21 protein-coding genes are annotated in these 23,048 nt (G+C 46.9%); 9 read left to right on the plus strand and 12 right to left on the minus strand.

What is annotated here, in order from left to right:
• Window positions 1-69 precede the first annotated feature (69 nt).
• Complete coding sequence (locus FO446_RS09120) at window positions 70-1,275, minus strand: BMQ_0737 family morphogenetic spore coat protein (RefSeq protein ID WP_173608560.1); 1,206 nt, start codon at window positions 1,273-1,275, stop codon at window positions 70-72.
• A gap of 110 nt (window positions 1,276-1,385) precedes the next feature.
• Window positions 1,386-2,270 (minus strand): glycosyltransferase family 2 protein, encoded by an 885-nt coding sequence (locus tag FO446_RS09125; protein ID WP_173608559.1) that lies wholly within the window; start codon window positions 2,268-2,270, stop codon window positions 1,386-1,388.
• Window positions 2,271-2,407: 137 nt separating this feature from the next.
• Here FO446_RS09125 and FO446_RS09130 point away from each other — a divergent pair, with 137 nt between their 5' ends.
• Window positions 2,408-3,766: a hypothetical protein gene (locus FO446_RS09130; RefSeq protein ID WP_173608558.1), complete on the plus strand. Its 1,359-nt coding sequence runs from the start codon at window positions 2,408-2,410 to the stop codon at window positions 3,764-3,766.
• 55 nt (window positions 3,767-3,821) lie between these two features.
• On the opposite strand, the gene FO446_RS09135 is transcribed toward FO446_RS09130, so the two are convergent.
• On the minus strand, window positions 3,822-4,919 hold the full coding sequence (locus FO446_RS09135) for a peptidoglycan-binding protein (RefSeq protein ID WP_221869230.1): 1,098 nt from the start codon (window positions 4,917-4,919) through the stop codon (window positions 3,822-3,824).
• 95 nt (window positions 4,920-5,014) lie between these two features.
• On the opposite strand from FO446_RS09135, the gene FO446_RS09140 reads away from it, so the two are divergent.
• Complete coding sequence (locus tag FO446_RS09140; RefSeq protein ID WP_137029958.1) at window positions 5,015-5,362, plus strand: DUF1360 domain-containing protein; 348 nt, start codon at window positions 5,015-5,017, stop codon at window positions 5,360-5,362.
• Between the two features lie 4 nt (window positions 5,363-5,366).
• On the opposite strand, the gene FO446_RS09145 is transcribed toward FO446_RS09140, so the two are convergent.
• On the minus strand, window positions 5,367-6,554 hold the full coding sequence (locus FO446_RS09145) for a glycosyltransferase family 2 protein (RefSeq protein WP_173608556.1): 1,188 nt from the start codon (window positions 6,552-6,554) through the stop codon (window positions 5,367-5,369).
• A 123-nt stretch (window positions 6,555-6,677) separates the two neighbouring features.
• Window positions 6,678-7,526, minus strand: a complete 849-nt coding sequence (locus FO446_RS09150) for a DUF1698 domain-containing protein (RefSeq protein ID WP_173608555.1) — start codon at window positions 7,524-7,526, stop codon at window positions 6,678-6,680.
• Between the two features lie 207 nt (window positions 7,527-7,733).
• On the opposite strand from FO446_RS09150, the gene FO446_RS09155 reads away from it, so the two are divergent.
• From FO446_RS09155 to FO446_RS09180, 6 genes are all read left to right on the plus strand, one after another.
• Complete coding sequence (locus FO446_RS09155) at window positions 7,734-8,579, plus strand: hypothetical protein (RefSeq protein WP_173608554.1); 846 nt, start codon at window positions 7,734-7,736, stop codon at window positions 8,577-8,579.
• A 114-nt stretch (window positions 8,580-8,693) separates the two neighbouring features.
• Window positions 8,694-10,097, plus strand: coding sequence for a sugar phosphate nucleotidyltransferase (locus FO446_RS09160; protein ID WP_237900439.1), 1,404 nt, complete (start codon window positions 8,694-8,696; stop codon window positions 10,095-10,097).
• Entirely contained in the window at window positions 10,090-11,181 is a 1,092-nt protein-coding gene (gene rfbG / locus FO446_RS09165) for a CDP-glucose 4,6-dehydratase (RefSeq protein ID WP_237901053.1), read from the plus strand. Before FO446_RS09160 ends, rfbG begins: the two co-directional genes overlap by 8 nt.
• Window positions 11,182-11,205: 24 nt before the next feature.
• Complete coding sequence (rfbF, locus tag FO446_RS09170; protein ID WP_173608552.1) at window positions 11,206-11,985, plus strand: glucose-1-phosphate cytidylyltransferase; 780 nt, start codon at window positions 11,206-11,208, stop codon at window positions 11,983-11,985.
• 13 nt (window positions 11,986-11,998) lie between these two features.
• The gene (locus FO446_RS09175) at window positions 11,999-12,592 is read left to right on the plus strand and encodes an FkbM family methyltransferase (protein ID WP_173608551.1); all 594 of its coding nucleotides are present in this window, start codon (window positions 11,999-12,001) and stop codon (window positions 12,590-12,592) included.
• 36 nt (window positions 12,593-12,628) lie between these two features.
• Window positions 12,629-13,516, plus strand: a complete 888-nt coding sequence (locus FO446_RS09180; protein WP_237900441.1) for an NAD-dependent epimerase/dehydratase family protein — start codon at window positions 12,629-12,631, stop codon at window positions 13,514-13,516.
• A gap of 52 nt (window positions 13,517-13,568) precedes the next feature.
• Here the strand turns inward: FO446_RS09180 and FO446_RS09185 are convergent, their stop codons facing one another.
• From FO446_RS09185 to FO446_RS09210, 6 genes are all read right to left on the minus strand, one after another.
• Window positions 13,569-15,008 (minus strand): FkbM family methyltransferase, encoded by a 1,440-nt coding sequence (locus FO446_RS09185; protein ID WP_173608549.1) that lies wholly within the window; start codon window positions 15,006-15,008, stop codon window positions 13,569-13,571.
• Window positions 15,009-15,034: 26 nt separating this feature from the next.
• Window positions 15,035-16,141 (minus strand): glycosyltransferase family 4 protein, encoded by a 1,107-nt coding sequence (locus FO446_RS09190; RefSeq protein ID WP_173608548.1) that lies wholly within the window; start codon window positions 16,139-16,141, stop codon window positions 15,035-15,037.
• Complete coding sequence (locus tag FO446_RS09195) at window positions 16,138-17,094, minus strand: GDP-L-fucose synthase family protein (RefSeq protein ID WP_173608547.1); 957 nt, start codon at window positions 17,092-17,094, stop codon at window positions 16,138-16,140. The genes FO446_RS09190 and FO446_RS09195 overlap by 4 nt, the downstream gene beginning before the upstream one ends.
• Before the next feature lie 30 nt (window positions 17,095-17,124).
• Window positions 17,125-18,360, minus strand: a complete 1,236-nt coding sequence (locus FO446_RS09200; RefSeq protein WP_237900444.1) for a glycosyltransferase family 2 protein — start codon at window positions 18,358-18,360, stop codon at window positions 17,125-17,127.
• Between the two features lie 44 nt (window positions 18,361-18,404).
• Complete coding sequence (locus FO446_RS09205; protein WP_173608545.1) at window positions 18,405-19,376, minus strand: GDP-mannose 4,6-dehydratase; 972 nt, start codon at window positions 19,374-19,376, stop codon at window positions 18,405-18,407.
• Window positions 19,377-19,502: 126 nt separating this feature from the next.
• Window positions 19,503-20,360, minus strand: a complete 858-nt coding sequence (locus FO446_RS09210; RefSeq protein WP_237900446.1) for a hypothetical protein — start codon at window positions 20,358-20,360, stop codon at window positions 19,503-19,505.
• Window positions 20,361-20,597: 237 nt separating this feature from the next.
• On the opposite strand from FO446_RS09210, the gene FO446_RS09215 reads away from it, so the two are divergent.
• Window positions 20,598-21,305 (plus strand): hypothetical protein, encoded by a 708-nt coding sequence (locus FO446_RS09215; RefSeq protein ID WP_237900448.1) that lies wholly within the window; start codon window positions 20,598-20,600, stop codon window positions 21,303-21,305.
• A 6-nt stretch (window positions 21,306-21,311) separates the two neighbouring features.
• On the opposite strand, the gene FO446_RS09220 is transcribed toward FO446_RS09215, so the two are convergent.
• Window positions 21,312-23,048, minus strand: a complete 1,737-nt coding sequence (locus FO446_RS09220) for a phospho-sugar mutase (RefSeq protein ID WP_237900451.1) — start codon at window positions 23,046-23,048, stop codon at window positions 21,312-21,314.

Below are 23,048 nucleotides of genomic sequence, written 5' to 3' on the forward strand. Positions count from 1 at the left end.
TTCCATAGAAAAAACGGGAGAAGTGATGGTCTTCTCCCGCCTGATTGGTAATCATCTTTTTTGTTTTGCTTACGGAGAAGTGATGACAATATCTCCGAAAGTGATGCAATCGGCAACCAGCAATTGTTCGTCTGGCACAACGGTGACGGTTGCGGAGAAAATGAGGACACCGGCAGAGTTCGTGAGTGTCAGGATGATGACATCAGGCAGGCCGAGACCTGTTTCCGCCAAAGTGAGGGAGTAGGTTACGGTCTCCTGTGCCCCTGTTGCGGTAAATGTCTGAACGCCGGTACCTGTTACGACGAGACCTGTCACGATAGGAAGGATCGGCAAGACGGTAATGCAGGTCGGAGAGCTGATAGTCGTAGGCGAGAAGCTGAAGCTTTGATCGCCTGGGAGTACATCAGGCAAGACATTATCAAAGAAGTTAAAGGTAAACGAGCTGCTGGACGGATCGCAGCTTGGGCAGATATCTGCGATAAGTTGAATGGTTCCGGCCGCGAGTACGAGCGGGATACCGAGCGATACGGAAATGTTCGGTACCAATGCGTTGACGGACGCCTGGCAATCGCAGTTGCGTACTGGGAAGATTGGCGGGCATTGTGGCGGGAATGTGATCGGCGGGCAACGGAAAGATGGCGTTGGCGATGGAATTGGAATGTTGTTTGGACGCGGCGCGCAGAATTTCGCCAATACTTCCAGTTTGACTTCAGCTTCTACCTGGATTTCTACGCAGACAATGACGTCGAGTTGAACCATGCCACCGAGGAGAACGGTACCGGTCGGTGAGCACTCAAAAGCACTGATTCGGCACAAAATATTGTCCTCATCAAGTGGTTCTGGCAGGCAGAGAACGACTTCCTGATCGAATTGCACGGTTGTTGTGAATTCGCAGAGAGGTGTTCCGTCTGCAAATACACGAACCAGCACAGTGGCTCCGAACACGAAGCGAACGACCCCGACCCGAACGGTGGTTCCACCGACTGTAATGTTCTCGCGGCGAATACTGACGACTCTGCAAGTAGGACCAGGAGTAACTGGCTCAACGCAGGAGAGCGTGATATCTTGCCCTGCACGAATGGCAGCGTCTACCAGAGCTTGACAATCGTCGGGAAGGGCAATCTTGTTTCGGTAGCTGTTCGCTAATACTACCCAGTCATACACCTTGTTGACGCGAATGCACTCTTCCTGCAGGTTGTTCGATATAGGAGGAGTTGCTGTAGGCGTCGGTGTAGGGAGCTGGCGACCCATAATGGGCTTCACGTGATGTTTCACCGTAAGAATCCTTCCTTTCCTAGGGAGTTTGCTTTGCAGTTACATACTATGTGGGCAACGGGAGTTTGGCATGTTGAGCATGCGCCTATTTTTTAGGTCACTATCTTTTGTTAGAACGGAATTTGGAATTTTTGGAAGAACCAATTGTCGTCGAATTTTCTTTGGGCAGCATATCGAACACGCTGAGCGGCCGCCCCGCAAGTCAGCACATCATCCGCAATTTCACTCGCATTTGCGTAGAGTACAAGTTTTTTCGCTGCCTCAATCCGCTGCTCGTTAAAATGGCTGTACGCCATTCGAAGCATATTGTAATAAATGTGCTCATGTGCAACTGTGTAAGGGTGAACTTGCCTAAACAAATGCAAGATTTTTACGGATGGCTGTACCATACACGTATATCCAAAGAGCCACATCTTAATGGAAAACTCGATATCCTCAAATCCCCATATGCGAAAACCACGGTCAAAGCCCCCGACTTTCACAAAAGCTTCTCTGGTGACCAGGAAGCATCCCCCTGGCAATATCGCAACCGGTGCAGGGCCCATTGGTTTTGGATACCAGGTAATCTCGAGCTTCTGATTCAGATTTTGCCCATATCCAATTTTATGTGGCTCTGTCATGGAAGCGATTCCGGGAGCAACGCCATCTGCCTTTTTTGTCAGAATGAGCTCCATCATACGATCGATCCAAAAGTTTTCAAAAGACAGATGGGCATCGCAAAAAATGAAGTAGTTGCCACGGGCATGATTCACGCCCAAATTTCGTGCTGCTGCAGCACCAATGCCTTCTGTCGTGATTAATTTTATTTTTTCATTTTGCCCTTGGCCTTGTAAAAAGTGACAACCGTTATCAGTTGAGGCATCATCAACTACGATCACTTCATACGGATACGTGGTTCTTGTATTCAAAAGGGAAGTGATGGTAGAACGCACATTGTCCCCCTCATTTTTTACAGGAATGATAATGGAGATCAGGGGCATTTGTGAGGTGGGCATATAACCACTCCTTTCTGTAGCCATCGTATGCGCAAAGCGCTTCTTCGGAACAGTCATCGCCAAAAATGTTCACTTTGGACACTGGGCATTCATACAATATCGCGGACTGAAGGAAAGTGTCGTAAGGAGAGATGGGAATGGATGTTGAGGTATATTACAGTGGTCAACGTGGCGGGACCATGCCGTACGCGGCTCTGCCAGCGTTCCGTTTATTTTGCAAGCAAAATGGCTTTCAATTGAAGTGGGATTTGACGAATAAAAGAGTTGACCTGGATTCGGGGTTGAAAGGAAAAGTTTGCGTTCTTTTTACAGGCATATCTTCAGGAGGGACTGCCTATGAGTGGGAGGTATTGGGGAACGTTCAAAAATTTCTTTCTGATAGTGGGATGGAGGTTGTCTTAAGTCAAAACAATCCGTCTCTGGCGAAAAATACAGATGTCGCCATACGTTTCAGCTTGAAGGAAATGAGAGTCCTGGAAAAGCCGAGACTGATTTTCTTTCAGTCAGAGGATGAAAAGCGGCAAGATCTGATCAAGTGTTTACGTACAGAGATGCAGCAGTCAGGAATCCCGTGTCACTATAAAGTAACCAAAAATCAAAAGCAACCATCGATCGTTCACATCCAGTTGCAGCTGCCCCTTTTTACGGAAGTGAGCAAACGTAAACTGTATTCGGAAAAAATTGCGCTGCACTTAGCATCAGGGGTTTTGGAGTATTTCCAAAATGGATTGCACATTCAACCAATGGCTTTTTTGCCACCCAATATTTTAAAACTGTTTTATTCCACGATGCTCTTTACCTCTGACAAGGAAAGTCAGCAGGGAGAAGACGAAAAGCCATTGGCAGAAGAACAAAACACGATTCAGGAAAATGACCAGCCGAGTGCTGAGGTCATTGACTTAAATAGAGAAGTAAACAGCGAGTCAGAAAGTGAACGGGAAGAGCTGTTGATCCTGGCAGAAGAAGAACTGCTGGAACAGGTAGTGACCATTCATCCAGTTGAAGAAGTGCCTGAACAGGTCGAATTGCGTACAACGGCCGAAGTGTATTTTGATTACACGTTGATTCACTCTGAATCAGTGGAGAAGCCGTACCTGTTGATTGGGACGCTTCAGGTGAAAAATACGGGGAATGTTGAACTGAAAAATCCAATCGTTTGCCTGCGTGTCTCACCCGTCGATTCAATCAAAATGGGAGGGCAGGTATTGCCGCCGAAGCTCGTGGAAACGATGGCCGTGCAAGGTACATCGGGCTTAAAAGGCTGGAGATACTTGGAAGACGATTGGTTTGCCCAAGCGATGGAGAGAGGGGAATACTGGATAGCGCCGATCCAGCCTGTAACCATTGTGCCAGAATCGACGGAATCCTTCCAAAACTTTCAGATTTCTTTTATGAAACAAGAAGCGGGGAAGGGAATCGTGGTCGAGGGTGTCGTGCTGTGCAACGATCAGACCGTACACTTTTCCGCCAATAACCGGATCGCCGTGTCTTTCTAATAGGGAAGAAAAGCCACCATTTCAGTAGAAATGATGGCTTTTCCGTTCCGCGTCTCTATTTTTTCAAGAACATTTGTACGAACGTTTTCCCGTACGGACCGCCATTTACAACAGCAATGGCAACGTAGTCGTATGTTGGACTCATGATATTGGCTTTGTGCCCGGAGGAATTCATGAACATTTGATGAGCGCTGCTTACGGAATAGTTTTGGGCAATATTTTCAGCAGCAGCAATATAGCGAATACCAAAAGTGTCCATCATTTGAAACGGTGAGCCGTAAGTGGGAGACGTGTGGCTAAAGTACCCTTTGTTTACCATATCTTGGGCTTTTACACGTGCAACGTTCTCCAACTGCATGTCCACTTGATAAGGAGCGAGTCCGTGGCTGGTGCGCTCTTGATTCACGAGCTGAACCATTTCTTTTTCCTCAGCCGTCAAACCAGCGGGTAGAGGAACTTGCGTGCCAGCACCAGGGTTTTGCGGTTGCTCAGGCTTGCTTGGTGTTACGGGAGTCGTTGGATTTGTTGGAGTAGTTGGCTTCGTATCTTGCCCGGGCTGCACTGGATTGTTCTTGTATTGCGTTTGAATGGCTGTATAAGTTTTGGCATCTGCTTCACCAGTCAACGGTTGTTTATTGCGCGACTGGAATAGCATGACGGCAAAGCGCGTAGATTCATCGTAATAACCGGAGGCAGTTACTTTGTATCCGAGGCCAGCGAGCATCTTTTGCAATTCCTTCACGTTTTCACCGCTAGCACCCAATTTCAGCGTAACGTAATCGTTGGATTCAGCAGGCTTGCCAGGCTTGGACGGTGTGCTCGGCTGTGTCGGTTGCTCTTGATTGCGTGCTTGGTACGCGCTCTTCAGTTTATCGTAAGTTGCTTTGTTTACAATTCCTGTTTGCTTGAGCTTGTATTTTTTCTGGAACGCTTTGACGTTATAAACTGTGTAGCTGTTGTATGTCTTGTCCACTACCAGCTTGTAGTCGTAATGGAGTGCATCGAGCATTTTTTCCACTTCAAGCACACGCGAGCTTTTCATTCCTTTTTTCAAAGAAGTAAAGCTAGTTTTCGCAAATGCAGGTTGTCCGATCATGGTTACGAGGACGGACAGGGAAAGGATCGTTGCCATTTTCTTCATGTTGCGATTCATCTCATCACGCCTTTCTCTGGTTTGTCGCACCACAATGGTACTAAATGTGGAACAAATGAGAAAAGCACAAAATATTGGAAAGAGGTGGAGGTGGAATGTTTGACCTCTCATGGATTGACCTAATCATTCTCGTGCTGGCAAGCTTTCGTCTCACGCATTTGATTGTTTTTGATGAGATTACGTCTTTTCTGCGAAACCCATTTTACCAGGTGTTATATGTACCTGATGAGTCGGGGCAAATGGTTCGGGACTTTCAATTTAAAGGTGGTAGGGTGCGCCAATGGATAGGCAGACTGTTGAGCTGCCATTGGTGTGTGGGAATATGGGTAGGCGCTTTGATCGTTGGGTTGTATATGTATGTGCCAGCCGCCTATCCGTTGCTGCTCCTGCTTGCCATAGCCGGAGCGGCGGCTGTCATTGAAACGAAGCTATATACGAGTTGAATGGTTAACTCCTTGAAAAAGTTCTGTACACGATCACTTCGTCATACGAAAGAGGAATAATTTCTTCGGCCATGTATCCCCCCACGATTCTTTGCTGGACTTGCGGAGTGCTCGGTACACCGACACTGGAAGAAGCGATGTCCACACGAAGTGTTGTGGCATTCGGATCGAGTGGAATTTCGAGGGCAAAGGTGGGTTTATCAACGGTGTAACTTTTTACGTTGACGCCATTCACGAGCGCAGTCAAAACTATGGGCTTCGGCAATTTTGCAGGGGAGCCAGGGACTTTGCCCTTCAGTAACAACATTTGAGCCGGTGCTGATGGATCTGATTCTACAATCGCACGCAGGACTGGAGGCGCCCACAAGTCCATCCCCCGATTCATGCTTGTAATTCTGGTTGTATTGGATGGAAAGGACTTATAGATCCTCAAGAGGTCGAGTACACCCATGCCTTTGTAGTGTGGAACGTACGATATCCAATGGCTGGGGATAGACGAATAATTTTTCGCAAGTGATCGTAATACTTCAGGTACGCCGACAGAATGCCATTGTGTAGCTGATTTGCAGGTCGTGTGGATTCGGGCGTTTCCTAAGTAGTGAGGCACATAACCGATGGGATAAAATTTGGCGATGCGCATCCACAGGTCGTAATCCATGCAAAATTGCAGCTTTTCATCTACGCCCCCCATATGCCTGAAAACGTGGGTCCTGATGAAAGCGGAAGGCTGGCAAATCACGCAGCTCTGATACAACTTCTTGGAATCAGCCTGTTCTGACGGATAGGTGGAAGATACTTGACCGTACTCGTTCATCACTTGGCAATTGCCGTGAAGCATTCCCCAGCTCGGGTTGTTCGCAAAAGCGTGAACAGCCAGCATGATGGCGCCGGGTACATAGGTGTCGTCTGAATTCAGCCAGCCAATGATTTCCCCTCTTGCCATTGCCAGACCTTTGTTAAGCGCGTGAGACTGTCCGCGATCCGGTTCGGAAATATAACGGAAGCGCGGATCTTTTTGTGCATATTCTTGCAGGATGGAGAGCGTATCGTCAGTCGAGCCTCCATCTACCACGATATGCTCAAGGTTTGCATAATCCTGGGTCAATATGCTATTTATCGTCTCACGAATAAACCGGCCTTGGTTGTAAGAGGGGGTAATGATACTCACTAATGGTTGCTGTGAGTGGGACACGAGATTCACTCCCATCTTTCCATCATAAAAAATGCATGCACTACCTTCAGACTATGAAAAAATGGAAAATCGGGTACACAAGCATCGTCGATCTTGTGCACCCGATTTCAAATTCTCCGGATATTACAGGTAGTCCGGAATGATCCCTGGATTGCGGAATATACGGAGCAACTCCGCGTGACAGTTATGGTCGATTGCGCTACCAGGAATGGCTCTTGCCACGAGGCTGATGCGACCTGCATCGTAATTGTTGATTTTGCCGGAGGGGATGGTCCGAACGGATTCAGGAAGAACTTCAAACAACGTGCCTTTCAGCATCTCCTCAATGCAAAGCACGGATGGCAACCACCAAGTCGTATCGTCCTTATAAATCCGGTTCATTTGTCCAGGAGCTCCGTTGTAGACCATGATGGATTGATTCGTATCCAAAATACAGGCAGTTTCCAACAAGAGGTGCCCGCCGGGTTTAATCACGCTTCGGCATTGCGACAATGTCCACATTGGATCGCGCAGATGATAGAGCAGACCAAGATGCTGGACGATATCAAATTGATTGTGCCGAATTTGATGGGGGAATGGCAGTGGTTCTGTAAAATCGTCCATCAGCAATACCTGTAGCCCCTCCCAAAGTTTATAAGGGCTGGTATTGTACAACGGCAAAACTTTGCTTTGCAGGATGTTCTTGCAAAACTCAAAATTCAAATAGAGTGGCTGCATACAGTCCGTAGCCACGACAAGACTTGCCCCTCTCTGCTCCGCTTCAAAAGCCCACATCCCGTCAAAACTAGCGAGATCAAGGACGCGTTTCCCCGAATATTGGATGTATTCTCGGGATTGTCTCGTCATATTCCATATACCTTCCAGAAGCGAAATCCCGGGTGTGACAATCCCGGGTCGCAGTGCGATTTTATGGTACCATCGTCGTTTGTTGATCTCATCGAGGATTTCCTGATCTGTCCAAAATCTTCCCATCGACATGTCCCCCTTCATTGCAGAGTGCTTGCCCTATACGATATGTTCGGACCATGCTGGGGGAAATGATATAAATGCATTAATTTCGTCCTATTCATGTCTAAAGTTGCTTGGTTACAAGCAGGTTTTCGGAAAAAAGGCATATGCCCGTTTCTCGTTGTCCGTCACCTACATAAAGTATGGGGAGAAAAAGGAGGTGGAAAGAGTATGCCCTTGCCCATCGTGATCATCCATCGCGGGGACGATGATTATCTCACATACAGCTTGCAGCAAGCGAAAAGAAGCAACCCCCATTCGCCCGTCTATCTGATAGGGAATGGAGGGAATAGGAGGCATGCTACGAACGGCATCCTTTACGAGATGATAGACGATTACATGCATGCTGCAGCCGACATGACGAGAGTTTATAAACATATTCATTTCATGCCCTATGAGTACAATTTGTTTTGTTTTCAGAGATGGTTTATTTTGTTGGCGTTTATGGAAAGGCATCAGATTCCGAAATGCTGTTATATCGATACGGATGTCTTGCTGTTTACCGATGTGAACCATCCGCGCTTTGGCAACTTTACGATGGAATTCGTATGGACAAATTTCGTAGATAGGCAGAAGTTGGAACTATATTGCGAGTTCATGAAATCTCATTTTGCCAATCCGATTGCATTCGCGCAAGTCGTTCAATACACCATGCAAAGAAAGGAACATGTACGATTCAATCAGCCTCTCATTACGGATATGGTGCTGGCCTTGCTATTTCTTGAGCGGTTCAAGGATTACCAAATCACGAATGGCTTGTTTCATGATGGCATAATTGATGGGAATATTCAGCAGGCTACATCAATGGAAAATTTGTACGGCTATAAGAAAGTGTACTCGATAAATGGTGTCTTGTGCTGCAAGGATAAGGCAACGGGGCGATATCTGCCGTTGTTTTCTCTTCATTTTCAAGGATACACGAAGCACTTTATGAGGTTTTTCATGGCTCCCTATCTTCCACAAGCAGGTTCTTACATTTTCGATTATATCTCCAATCGATGGATTCAGTTTTTATAGGCTTCTATCATCCCTCGTGTTATTTGACCATTTTCATTGGATCATAGAGCATCGACTGCGACAAACGCATAAGATGGTGCATACAACCACGATAAACGGATAGAGGTGGCCTGGGTGAAACTGATATTGCTATCGGGTGGTTCAGGGAAAAGGCTGTGGCCGCTCTCCAATGATGTCAGGTCCAAACAGTTCTTGAAGTTGATAGGCAATGCACATGCCCAACCAGAGGCGATGGTTCAACGAGTGTGGAGACAACTGGCCTCCCGCAATTGGTCGGAGCCTGTTTATATTTCAACAGGCCGCTCGCATGTTGATTTGCTTCAAAGCCAACTAGGTGAAGGCGTTCCTTTGATCGTGGAGCCGGAAAAAAGGGATACCTTCCCTGCCATTGCTTTAGCGGTGACCTATTTGTACTCTGCTTTGACAATGGACCCGAATGAAGTCATCACCATCATGCCTGTAGATCCATTCGTTGAGGACCGCTTCATGGACAGGATCAAGGAGTTGGAGAACGTCATCCTCAAATCAGGCGCGAATCTCGCATTAATCGGAGTGAAACCAACGTATCCATCTACCAAATACGGCTACATTGTCCCCCAGTTAGAAGCAGAATCGAATGAGAGTAAAAGGCCACATGCCTATCAAAAAGTAAAAAGCTTCAAAGAAAAGCCGTCCCTTGAGCAAGCGCAGGATTTAGTAGAAAAGAAAGCCCTGTGGAATTGTGGAATTTTTGCTTTTCGATTGGGTTATCTGATTCGCGAATTGGAGCAAAAAGGATTGCCTACTGAATATAACCGCATGCTTGAGCAATATAGCCAAATGCCTGCTATCAGCTTTGATTATGAGATCGTAGAAAAGGCAGAGAAAGTAGTCGTTCTCCCGTATGACGGAGCCTGGAAGGACTTAGGGACGTGGAATACGCTCACGGAAGAAATGAGCGCGAATGCAATCGGTAAGGTTTTGCTAGATGAGAATTGCACCAATACGCACGTTATCAACGAATTGGACATACCTATTGTGTCCATCGGTCTATCGGATATGATCGTGGCGGCAAGCCCGGATGGCATCCTCGTTTCTTCCAAGGAACAAAGCCATATGGTCAAAAATTTGGCTTTGGATTGGACAAAGCGCCCAATGTATGAAGAGCGGCGCTGGGGATGGTATCAGGTTATGCATTTTCAGAAGAATGAAGACGATTTGGAGGTATTAACGAAAAGAATCCATGTATACGCCGGGAAAAATTTGAGCTATCAGTACCACCACCACCGTAGTGAAGTATGGATCATCGTAGAGGGCTGCGGCGAGTTCATTTTAGATGATCTGCTGAGAGAGGTTGGACCAGGTGACGTTTTGCAAATCCCGGTCGGAGCCAAACATGCAATCAAAGCTACGACCGAGCTGGAATTCATCGAGGTACAGATGGGCAGTCAGCTGGTAGAAGAAGATATCGTTCGACTTGGGATGGCGTGGTCAGCGATTCTGGAGCAGATAAGGAAGCACGGTGATCGCAATGATTGATCCTGCGTTCTGGCGAGACAAAAAAGTGTTGATCACAGGTCATACAGGCTTCAAAGGCGCATGGCTGTGCTTATGGCTGCATGACTTGGGGGCGAAGGTAACAGGGTATGCGCTTTCGCCTCCAACAAACCCGAGTATTTTTGAGTGTGCCCAAATCAGCTCATTGGTTGATTCCATCATTGATGATGTCAGATCAAAGGAAAGTGTTCAAAAAGCGATCAACCAAGCAGAACCAGATATCATCTTTCACATGGCTGCTCAGCCGTTGGTGCGCCTGTCGTATCAATATCCGGCGGAAACCTACGAAATCAACGTCATGGGTACGGTGAATGTACTCGAAGCGGCGAGATTGGCTGTTCAGAATGGAATGAAAATCAAAGCGATCATTAATGTTACGACGGATAAGGTTTACGAAAATCGGGAGTGGGTGTGGGGATACCGTGAGCAGGATGTGTTGGGTGGCTATGACCCGTATTCCAACAGCAAGGCATGCTCGGAGCAAGTGACTGCCTCCTATCGCAATGCTTTCTTTCACCCCGACCAGTATGACCAGCATGGCGTAGCCGTTGCTTCAGCGCGAGCAGGCAATGTAATCGGCGGCGGTGATTGGGCTCTTGATCGCTTGATACCGGATTGCCTTCGTGCCTTGATAAAGGGAGAGACAATCACTATCCGAAATCCAAAAGCAATCCGGCCGTGGCAGCATGTCCTGGAGCCCTTGAAGGGGTACTTGATGCTCGCTGAAAAAATGTGGGCGAATGGCAAGGATTACTCTCAGAGCTGGAATTTTGGTCCGAATGAGGAAGATGCCAGATCGGTAGAGTGGATCGTCCATCAATTGTGTGAGCGATGGGGGGCTGGTGCCTGCTTTGAAGCAGAGCGAACCGATCCACAATGGCACGAAGCCCAATATTTAAAGCTGGACTGTTCCAAAGCCAAAAGCGTAATCGGTTGGAAGCCCAACTGGTCGCTCGAACAGACCTTGGACAGTATCATTTCTTGGCAGAAGGCTTATCAACAAAAGCAAGACGTAAGAGAAATTTGTTTGGCCCAAATCGCAGCGTATACAAATAAGGCCCAATGAACAACAGAGGAAGGAGGGCAGCCAATGAAAGTCGTCATCCTGGCAGGAGGGTATGGTACGCGCATTGGAGAAGAAACCCATCTTCGTCCGAAGCCGCTCATTGAGATCGGTGATTGGCCCATCATTTGTCATATCATGTCCATTTATTCCAAGTACGGTTTCCATGATTTCATCATCTGTCTCGGGTACAAAGGCTATATGATCAAGGAGTACTTTGCGCACTACTTCCTCCATCATTCTGATGTGACGTTTGATTTTCGTAATGACAATCAGGTCACTTTTCACAACCACAATGCTGCTCCGTGGCGAGTCACATTGATTGATACGGGGAAAGACACAGGGACAGGTGGAAGGGTGAAGCGCATTCAGAAGTATGTGGGAGAAGAAACATTCATGCTGACGTATGGAGATGGCTTATCCGACATCGATATTGAACAGTTGGTAAATTTTCATCGTACGCATAAAAAACTCGCAACGATCACCACGACTCAACCGCCAGGCAGATTCGGAGCATTGGATATTGCGGAAGGGAATACCGTAACAGGATTCCAGGAGAAGCCAAAGGGGGACGGCGGGTGGATCAATGCTGGTTTTTTTGTCATGGAGCCGGGTGTATTTGATTATATTGCGGGTGATGAGACGGTCTTGGAAAAAGAGCCGTTGGAGGGATTGACCAAGGCGAATCAACTGATGGCCTTCAAACATACCGGTTTTTGGCAGCCAATGGATACGCTTCGAGATAAAAACTACTTGGAAAAACTGTGGAAATCCGGAAAGGCAGCATGGGCAACCAGCCGAATATAAGGAGGAAGCAGGAGTGGGCGGATTAAACGAGAACAGTGAAGAAGTTTTTTCTCCGATCGGATACGGGGACATAACGATCGATTGTGGAGCGAATTATGGGGTTATTTCACAAAAAATGGCGGATAAAGGCGCCCTCGTCTTTGCTTTTGAACCGAATCCATACGTATTTGAGGAATTGAAAAAAAGGGTTGGTTCCTATCCCAATGTCGTATGTATAAACAAAGCGGTATGGCATAAAAACGACAAGCTGCGCTTGCATTTGCATGATCTTTACCATACCGATCCGGCAGGGTCTGCGTATGCCTCTTCTCTTTTGACGAATCATCCTGTTACGAATCCCGATAAGTATGTAGAGGTTGAGGTAATCGATTTGACACAGTTCATCCAGATGCTCAATCGGCCGATCAAATTAATCAAAATAGATATCGAGGGAGCAGAATTTGAACTGTTGGAAAAAATCGTAGAACAAAATTTACACCTGCAAGTAGAAAAAATCGTTGTAGAAAATCATGAATGGCTGATCGAAGGCTTGAAAGCGAAAGCCGATCACTTTCGGAGGGTCATGCAAGAAAAACAAATTCACAACATCGACTTGAACTGGATATAAGAAGAGTGCATAGCAGGTGAAGGGGAGAGATCCCAAATGAAGATACTTGTGACCGGCGCGACAGGCTTTCTCGGAAGCCAGCTCGTAAAAGCGCTGCTATTGGACGGACATACCCTCATCCTTTTAAAAAGGAGCACTTCCGATTGCTCGCGTATCCAGGACATACTGCCTGATTTGATTACGTATGATACAGATCGCGGTCAATGGGAAGCTCCTTTTTTCAAGCAGGGGAAAATCGATGCGATCATCCATACGGCAACCTGTTATGGACGCAACAACGAGAGCAATGCCACAATGGTAGATGCCAATGTGACCTTTCCGCTTAAACTGCTGGATATGGCTATGCGCATTGGTACCCCTGTTTTTCTAAATACAGATACGTTTTCCAGTGCGCCCACCCGATTATCCAATCATCTACAACCATATAATTTGACGAAGCGTCAATTTCGAGAATGGGGAAAATGCTTAGCAGATACATCTTCCTTGCAATTCATCAACGTCCGGCTGGAGCATGTGTATGGTCCTTATGACAATACGAATAAGTTTGTCCCTTCTGTCATCAAAAGCTGTCTCGAAAATCAACCAGAACTAAGGCTAACAGAAGGAAAGCAAGCCAGGGACTTTATTTATGTGGAGGATGTCGTTTCTGCCTACCGCGTGCTTTTGGCCCATGCTGCCCGTCTACCCGCAGGCTTTACGGAATACCAGGTAGGGACAGGTACTGCTACCTCGATCCGGGAGTTTGTAGAACTGGTTCATCAGATGACGCATTCTAGGACAGTCCTGAAGTTCGGATCGATTACGTATTCAGATAGGGAAATCATGCATTCACAAGCAGATACCCGATCGCTGCAAGCACTAGGGTGGAAACATCGAGTGAAGCTGGAGGATGGATTGAGAAAGGTAATGGCCACTTTCAAATAGCAACGCAACAAAAAACATGGCGAGCCAACAGCCATGTTTTTATTATGTGCGCTTAATCGAGGAAAGTCTTGTTTGTGCAGAAAAGATCAGCGTGGAAAGGTTTCATTTCGTCTAATAAATGGTTGTAGTTCTTCACTTTTACCACCGTATTGTCCCGCTTGAAAATATAAATATGGGTAAACAATTTCTCCAGCAGTGTGTATAGCACGAGTGGATGTCTGCCGAAGTTTTCCCTGATGCTTTCTGGGTTGAATTCAATGATTACATCCGGGTCCCACTGCTTAAGCGTTCGCATGGCACTTTCCAAGACGACGACCTCCGAGCCTTCCACGTCAATTTTAATGAGGTCGATGCGCGAGATCATATTTTGCTCTACCCAGTCATCCAGCCTGACACATGATATGAATTGCGTGGATTTCCCCACGTCTTCTGGCTCATGCGGGATATAAGACCATCCGCCTCCACGTGGATCGTCATTAAAATGAATGTTCCCGTTGCGGTCCGCTATTCCGAGCTGAAGTGGCTCGACATTGGTGATGTGATTCTCGGCCAGGTTCCGCAGGAGATAAGGATAATTGGCATCGGAGGGTTCGAATGCGTACACCCTGCCTAGAGGTGCGAGATAGCTCAGGGCGAGCGAGATCGGACCGATGTTTGCTCCGATGTCTAGGCAAACATGGTCAGGTTGTACGATTTTTTTCAGAGGAAGGATAACGTAGTCTTCATAATATCCTTTGTAATACTCCATAAAGTACAGGACGCTTTGATCGGAGTCGTCCCCATAGACGGTAAAGGTTCGATTGTCAAACGGCAGGTGAAAGTCAACTTTCTTCATCGAATTTGTTGCTCCTTCAAGTGGATTGTAGATCATGATGATGTCATTTCCTACGACAAATAGGAGGTCAGGACGAAGAGAATGAACGAATTCTCGTAGTTCCTGGATAGTGGGATAATCTTTCAACAATGGATTGGGACCAATAAAGCAGCGAGCATCATCAATCAAAATGACGTGATTTTGAACAGAATGCTGCAGAATGGCAGCTAACTCATGCAAGATAGGGGTGTCCAGGTCTCCCTTGGCTGCCTCCGTTGAGCGCGGGATGTAATGACCGTCCAGCCAAAACAGGCAGGGTGTTGTAACAGAGTGCATCAGGTTGGTCAATACTTCTCCACTGTCACCGTGGAGGATATGGATGTGGCTGTCACCTGAGAATCTCTCTTTTGCCGCTATAAACAATGCTTCATCCAGCTCAATGGAAACGAGCAGGTCGAAATGGTTTTTCATCGCTTCCAACATGTCGCCCTTAAACGTGCCTGTCTCGATCAAGGTGCGGATGCCCATCGTTTTCGCTATATGCTTGATCTTCGACTTTTTCAAATCGTTTGTCGGTGCTTCCAACAGCCAAAAATCCCAAGTTTCTTGTTCTGTTAACGGAAACGGGATTCGGCGCTCCTTCCTCCACGTCTCCCGAATTTGCTGCATGCGAGACATACAAAGATGACCTCCTTTCAATGACATTAGCGTGCGACGGAAGAAAAGACAGCCAATGTTTCGCGTGCGCATTTCTCCCACGAAAAATGCTTGGCTTGATGGATGCCTTTGGCAACCAGGTCTGCTCTTGCCTCAGGTGTCAAATAAAGATGGGCGAGCTTCACCGCGATATCATCGGAAATATTCGGATCGAAGGTGAGAGCAGCGTCACCCACCACCTCAGGAATGCTCCCTGCATTGGAGCATACGATGGGAATGTTGGACTTCATGGCCTCTACCAGCGGAATGCCAAAGCCTTCGAAGAGGGAAGGGAAGCAAAGGAACTGAGCATTCCGATACAAGTAAGGCATCTCTTCCTGCGGTACGTAATGGAGCCATTTGACTTGGTCCCACAGCTGGTTATTTGTGATGTAATTCATGACGTTTTGATGGGCCTCTTGAGCAAAACCGGTGAAAACCATGGGAATTCGTATTTGGTGTTTATCCCGCAAAGTGACAAGTGCTTTGAATACATTCAGGTGATTTTTGTGGTGCCATGTATTCGCAGGGAAAAAGCCGTATTCGCTGGGCAACTTATACTTTTGTATGACCTGTTGGTTGAGTGCCTCATTATGCGGCAAGGAAAATTCCCGCGAGGCATCCAGGTGGATTGCGTGTACTTTATGCGGAGGAAGCCCGAATTTTTGGAGGATCGTTTGCTTGGAAAACTCCGACAGCGTCAGCACGGCACTGCAACGCTCTGCAGACGATTTGTAGTTGTCCAGTCGCCAGCGTAAGGAATGAGCATCGAAAAACTCCGGGTAATACTCGTGCTGGATATCTGGAATGTTGATCACAGAAGGGATTGTGACATCGGTTGGATTTAAGACGAGCAGCGGACAAAACCACAAATTCAACTGTAGGGAGTTAATCCAGTAATGAAGCATTGCGTGTGCATTACCATGGTCGGGGACCATGAATTTGCGAACATTTTTTTGCGCCTCGAAGGTATGGAAGTTGTGTGAGGATAAAAAAAGAAACCACTGATGACCGTCCCCAGCATTCATCGAGTAGGCCAGCAAGTTCCTGACATACTGTTCCATCCCGCCGATTTTGCCAGGAATCACTGACATCAGGTTTATTCCGACTCTCATGTTGGGATCCTCCCTTGCACGTGAGGATGTGCCATGTACCATGCGATCGTTTTCTCCAATCCAGCGAGTAAAGACGTTTGAGCCACGAAGCCGAACCGTTCTTTTGCTTTGGTTATATCTAAAAGGCGGCGCGGTTGTCCGTCTGGCTTGGTATTATCCCATTCGATCTCTCCCTGGAAGCCGCTTAGCTGTTTAATTGTTTCTGCTAAGCTTTTGATGGAGATTTCATGACCAGAACCGATATTGACCGGTTCAGATTGATCATAGCTCACAGTTGCAGCGATAATCGCCTGTGCAGCATCTTCGACATATATGAACTCGCGTGTGACGCTGCCTGTTCCCCAGAGAACGATCTTCTTCTCGTCATTGCGAATTGCATCCACACATTTTCGAATGATGGCAGGGATGACGTGTGAGGTTTCCAAATCAAAATTGTCGCCCGGGCCGTACAAATTGACAGGAAGCAAATAAATGGAATTGAACCCGTATTGCTCGCGATAGGCTTGCGATTGCACCAGCATCATTTTCTTGGCTAAGCCATACGGAGCATTGGTTTCTTCAGGATAGCCATTCCATATATCTTCTTCCTTAAACGGTACGGGCGCATGTTTGGGATAGGAGCAAATGGTTCCGATGGCTACGAATTTTTCAATACCGAATAAGCGGGATTGCTCCATGAGCTGAGTCCCCATGATCAAATTATCGTAAAAATATTTACCGGGATTTTTTTGATTCGCGCCAATTCCGCCGACCACGGCAGCCAAGTGAAGAATGATATCGGGACGGAAATCTTGCAACATCCTATTCACATCATGTTCTTTGCGAAGATCGTATTCATGGCTTCTAGGGATGAAGATGTCCGTACAGTCCAGCTTGCGCAATTGATGAACGACGTGGCTTCCTAGAAATCCTGATCCACCAGTCACCACAATCCGTTTTTTCGCCAGATTCAATTCGTGTCAACCTGCCTTTCTCGTCCGCATTCAAATTCGAGGCGAAGGGACTCTGCGATTTACCCAATTTTCGATATGGGCCTTGCCTTTGGTAAATTCCTGATAAAATTGGTACTCCTCATAGGAAAGCGGGAGGACTTCTTCCAAATGGTAGCTGACAGATCGTTTGACTTCAGGATTGTTGGGGTGGCTCTGAAGGATCTGTTGGCTGCAAAAAATACTCACTTCACATCGCTGTCCCTCGGAGGCAATGGGAATCGCGACTTGAAAACGCTCCTGGGTAACTTGGAATTTGTGTACGAGTTTCCCATTCCTCATGACATGAAAATGCAGGAGAGGGGCGGTATTTTGGTTGCTTCCTTTGAAAAGCAAAGCGTGCATCGGTCCATGGCTGGCTTCGATGGTCATTCTCAGGTTTTGGGGAGCCCATGCGTCCGGGTAGCGGTTGGATGCAATGATTTGGGGAGAGGGTCCGAATGCATGATACGCTTTCAGCTTGTTTAGAAACCAAAATGCTCCTTGCTTGTAATGCTTCTGCGTGTAGTGATAGAGCCATTCATTCGAGATGGTGCCATGATGCTTCACGCTTGTTTTCAAAATTTCGGAAAATCCTGGCTCCAATTCATAGACAAACGTTTTGCATGCGTCATATAAGCGTGAGTTAGCCAAGAATTCCGGTATCGTCCCAATCGGATAATGCAGGGAAATCCGGTTCCACAAATCGTAATCCATGCACCAGTCGTGTTCTTCATTTACACCACCAACTGCTTCAAAGGCATGCTTGCGCAGGAAAGCAGCGGGTTGGCAAATGAGGTTGAAATTAAACAATTTTTTTCTGTCAAACTCTACCCAAATGTACGGATACTTAACTTTGTCGTTCTCATCAATGTGGAGCCCTTTTCCGTAAACAACGCCCCAATTGGGATTTTGCTGCAAGGCAGTCACTGCTTTTCGAATGGCACCGGGAAAATACGTATCATCCGAATTGAGCCAACCGATAATCTCGCCTCGTGCCATTTGTAATCCTTTATTGACGGCATGGGATTGGCCGCGATCTGGCTCGGAAACGAAGCGGAAGCGGTCCCCAAGATGGCTGTATTGCTGCAAAATATTCTGCGTACCGTCAGTTGAAGCGCCATCGACCACAATATGCTCAATATGGGGATAGTCCTGTGTTAGTACACTATCGATCGTTCGTTTGATAAATTTTGCCTGATTGTACGAAGGGGTGATGACACTTACGAGAGGAAGGGATTGCATGGACATAAGAAGTTCCCTCCTGATTTTTTCTACTCATCCACTCGACGTTTTTAAGAGCTGTTAGGCTTGCGTAGCACAGAGCGCCAGTAATTCAATACATCTTCCATCGTTTTCTGGAACGAGATCTCGGGCTCCCATCCCGTCTTTTCTCGAAACAAAGAAGAGTCTCCCAATACAATGTCTACATCAGAGGGGCGCAACCGATTGGTGTCTACATGTATTTCTACCTGCACATCAGTTAGAGCGAGCAGCGTCTTCAACATGTCCTCGATGGTATAGCGAGTACCTGCGGATATATTGTAGACATCACCTGGCTCACCTCGCGTAATCGCCAACCAATACGCCTTGACAATATCCCGTACATCCGTGAAGTCGCGAATGGCCCCAAGATTGCCGACATGTACTTTTGGCTCTTGCAGGCCAAGCTCAATCTGGGCAATTTGTTTGGCAAAATTAGAGGTTACATAGCTTTCGCCTCTTCTCGGACCTGTATGGTGAAAGGTACGTGTACGGATGATCGCCAGACCGTAACTGTGGTGATATTGATACCCGAGGTAATCCTGGGCAATTTTACTGACCGCGTACGGATTGAGAGGACGGAGGGGATTGGTCTCCTTAATAGGGATTTCCTCCGGATAAACCAAACCGTATTCCTCACTGGAGCAAGCAATTTGAATTTTGCAAGCAACAGCATGGTTGCGTACCGCCTCGAACAAATTTAACTGTGGGACAATATTGTTTACCATCGTATCTGCAGGAGACGACACCGAGGTGGGGACAAAGCTTTGAGCAGCCAGATGAAAAATGAGATCGGGCTTTATTCTCTGGATGAGTTCATTTACAGATTGGGGATCTCTTAATTCACAGTTTTCCATATGCACGCGGTCCATCAGATGCCCCAGCTGCTCTTTTTTGGTAAGGGACCGGAATGTGCCGTAAACATCTACATCTCCCCGCGACAGTAGATACTCAGCCAAGTGACTGCCGGCAAATCCCGTTACTCCGGTAATCAATGCCTTCATGAGTCGAATCCCCCCTGTCTATGATGCTCATAGCGAAGGATGAACAGCTTAACATATTATGAATATGGAAAAACGTGAAAAAATGGCACGGCGCACAGCTCGTTTCCAGAGGGAATTTTATTGGGTTCAGGGTTCGGCTGGCACCCATTTGCAGGTTGGATAGTCGAAATACATGAAATCATCTGTGTTCGGGATGTCCTGTGAGCGAAAGTAGGGGATATATGCTTTTGCATGTCCTTGAAAATGTAAGGAATGAGCGCTAAGGTAGTCAGTCGTCCCGGTTATTTTGCAATAGAGTGCGCCATTCTTTTGATAAATCTGCTTCTTCCCATCTTGGCTGTCAGCCTGCGGGCAGGATGGGGCAAAAGGACAGTTGAGATTATGATCAAAAAAGCCGTTGGCGACTATGCCATACGTAGCTTTACGGCGAAGCGCGTAATTGTGAAACAGAATAAACAATACCATGTCAGAAATGGGGGCATCTCCGATTTCTTTTGCGAATTGAAGCAGAGTCTGATAGTGAAGAGGGTCGCGAAAAAATTTGGTCGCGTAATCGCAAAATTGATTGAGTTTTTCCAGGTCGCATACGGTCGTCCAGGTGTACTCAAATGTAAAGTCATCGAAATCCTCATTGTCTCGGATGTTGATATCAGTGTATAGCATTACGTCCGAGTCCAGGTAACAACAACGTTCTATCCCTTGACTCCTCATAAAATCGCGTAAAATAAACCAGCGTTGGAAACAAAACAGATTGTATTCGTAGGTGTTGGAAGTGGAGTGCTTGTAAACATTAGAGAAAGCTTGGGCGCTTTGGTAGAAATGACTCAACAGGAAGTGCTCTGTATTTTCTGTAGAAAGATACTTGTTTTCTGGGCTTCCGATAAGAATGACACGAGAAGAGGGGTTGCTGTATTTCGCCTGTTGCATGCATAATCCTACATGATCTTCAGCTGTTCTGTGAATAAACACGATGGGCAAGCTCACAATTATACATCTCCTCTGTCTGACAAAATGCCTGATAGGCTCCTATTGATAAACTTTATCCTAATATATTGTCCCGAGGAGGGCCTTGAAACGGCTGGCGCCTCTTACGTGGAACATTTTGTATGAGATGCGTGCAAATAGCCTGTTTTGCAGCCTGTTCATTGAATGACCAATCGTATCCGCAAAAAGATAAATAAGATACGTAAGACGGACGTTGTAAATGGAGGCATGGGGAGGATGAATGTGTTAAACCGATATGAAAAGCGAGTGTATTCCCAAAATGGAGAAGACGGCATCATTGAAGAAATATTTTCGCGAATCGGAACTACGAATCGCTATTGTGTAGAGTTTGGAGTGGGAGATGGCTCGGAATGCTTGATAAAAAATCTCGTCACGCAGCATGGATGGAGCGGATTGGCAATGGAAGGCGACCTGAACAGTTGCAATAAAATGTCTGCCGATTATGTTGCCTATCCCCAGCTCATCATCAAGAATGAGTTGATCACGAGAGAAAATATTGCCCAGTTATTCGCAGACAATGGTGTTCCCAAGGAATTTGATCTGCTCTCCATCGACATTGACGGCAATGATTACTGGGTATGGCAAGCTCTTTTTGCGTACAGCCCGCGACTCATTGTCATTGAATACAATGCGGCTTACCCTCCTCCACAAAAAATGGTGATTGCGTATCAGGCTGATTTTAAATGGGGTGGCACTAGCTACTTTGGTGCGAGCTTGAGTTCCTTGGCTATATTGGGAAGAAGATTGGGGTACGCATTGTTGGGAACAGATTCAAAGGGCGTCAACGCTTTTTTCCTGAGACGAGACCTGCTTCACCAATCGGGTTTCCCTGAATTAACACCAGAGCAGGCTTATCATGCTCCTCGGTACGGAGCAAACGAGGGGGGACATCCTCATCAGTCCGGTCCTTATTTGGAAATCTAGTCCTTACTAGAAACCGAGCATTTGCAAGACAGCTTGCTTCAAGGTGAAGAGCCTTTCTTGGCTATCCTGACTACTCGTTCCTTTCACGCCTAAATAGATTTTGATTTTGGGCTCCGTACCTGAGGGTCTGACACAAAACCACGAATGATCGTGGAAAAAGTATTTGATGGTATCTGATACAGGCAAGGTGAGCGGCGTGGTTGTACCTGTTTGACAATCTGTGCGGATTCGGTTGGCATAATCTTCGATGGCTATGACGGGGTGGGAGGCGATTTGGGAAAGGGGCTGATTGCGCAGGGAAGACATCGTTGCCGATATTTTTTGCATGCCATCTCCTCCTTTGCACGTGAAAGAAATCAGCTCTTCCGCATAATGACCGTAACGGTTGAATAAGTCACTCAGTGTGGCAGCGAGGCTTTTGTCCTGAGATTTGTAATACGCGCACATGTCAGCAAGCAACAAAGCTGTTTGTACGGCATCCTTATCACGGACAAAATCGCCGATTAAGTATCCGTAGCTTTCTTCGTAACCAAATTGGAAGACGTACGCTCCACTCTTTTCGTAGGCATCGATTTTTTCGCCAATATATTTGAAGCCTGTCAAAGTGTCTTCTGTTGATATGCCGAAGTCTGTCGCGATGGCCCTGCCCATTTCAGATGTGACGATCGTTTTCAATACGATGCCGTTTTTGGGGAGCTTCCCCTTTTTTTGTTTGGTTTCCAGCAGGTAATGAAGAAGCAAGGCTCCCAACTGATTCCCGGTCAGGACGCTGTAGTCTCCTGCCTGATTTTTGACGAGCACGCCGAGACGATCTCCATCAGGGTCCGTCCCCATGATCATGTCGGCATCGACTTGTTCGGCGTACGAAATCGCTAATCGAAAGGCCTCAGGCTCTTCGGGATTAGGCGAGTCTACCGTCGAAAAGTTAGGATCGGGGACAGCTTGCTCTGGAACGACACTTACTTGTGTATACCCGAACAATTTCAATCCACGCGTGATGGAGTCATGCGTCGTGCCGTGCAGGGGAGTAAAGACAATCTTCATTTGCTCCCGGATGGCAGGAGATAAGTCTGGATGGACGCGCAATTGCTTTACTTTTTCCAAATACGTATCTAAGAGAGAATCGTCAATATAGTGGAGCAGTCCATTTTTGCACAGCTCTTGCTCATCTGCTGGAGTGATTTCGAGTTCATTTCCGGCTGCAACGATATGGTCCATAAGTCGCTCGGCTGTGGCGAGCGTAATTTGTCCCCCGTCTGCGCCATAAATTTTGTAGCCATTATATTCGGGCGGGTTATGGCTTGCTGTAATGACAATGCCAGCACACGCGCAAAAGTGACGGACAGCAAAGGAAAGCAGAGGGGTAGGAGTCAGCTGATTGAATATACATGTAGTAATCCCGTACTGACCGAGAACTTTGGCAGTTTCCTTGGCAAACAACTGTGAGTGTTTCCGTGAATCATAGGCAATGACGACTTTTTTGACGGCCAGATCCGGATATGTTTCGCGCAAATAAAGAGCCAGCCCCGCGCTTGCTTTGCGAATCGTGTATAAGTTGATGCGGTTTATTCCCGGCTCCATGACCCCACGCATGCCTCCGGTTCCAAATGCAATCGGGGCAGAGAAGCAATCCGCAAGCTGCTTTTCATCAGCGTGCATGGCGGTCAACTGCTGACGAAGCTCTGAATCGAGGGATTCACACTCGTTCCAGCGTGTGTAGTGTGTGTACCAGTTTGCATTCAT

The organism is Brevibacillus brevis (assembly GCF_022026395.1).
GTDB lineage: Bacteria > Bacillota > Bacilli > Brevibacillales > Brevibacillaceae > Brevibacillus.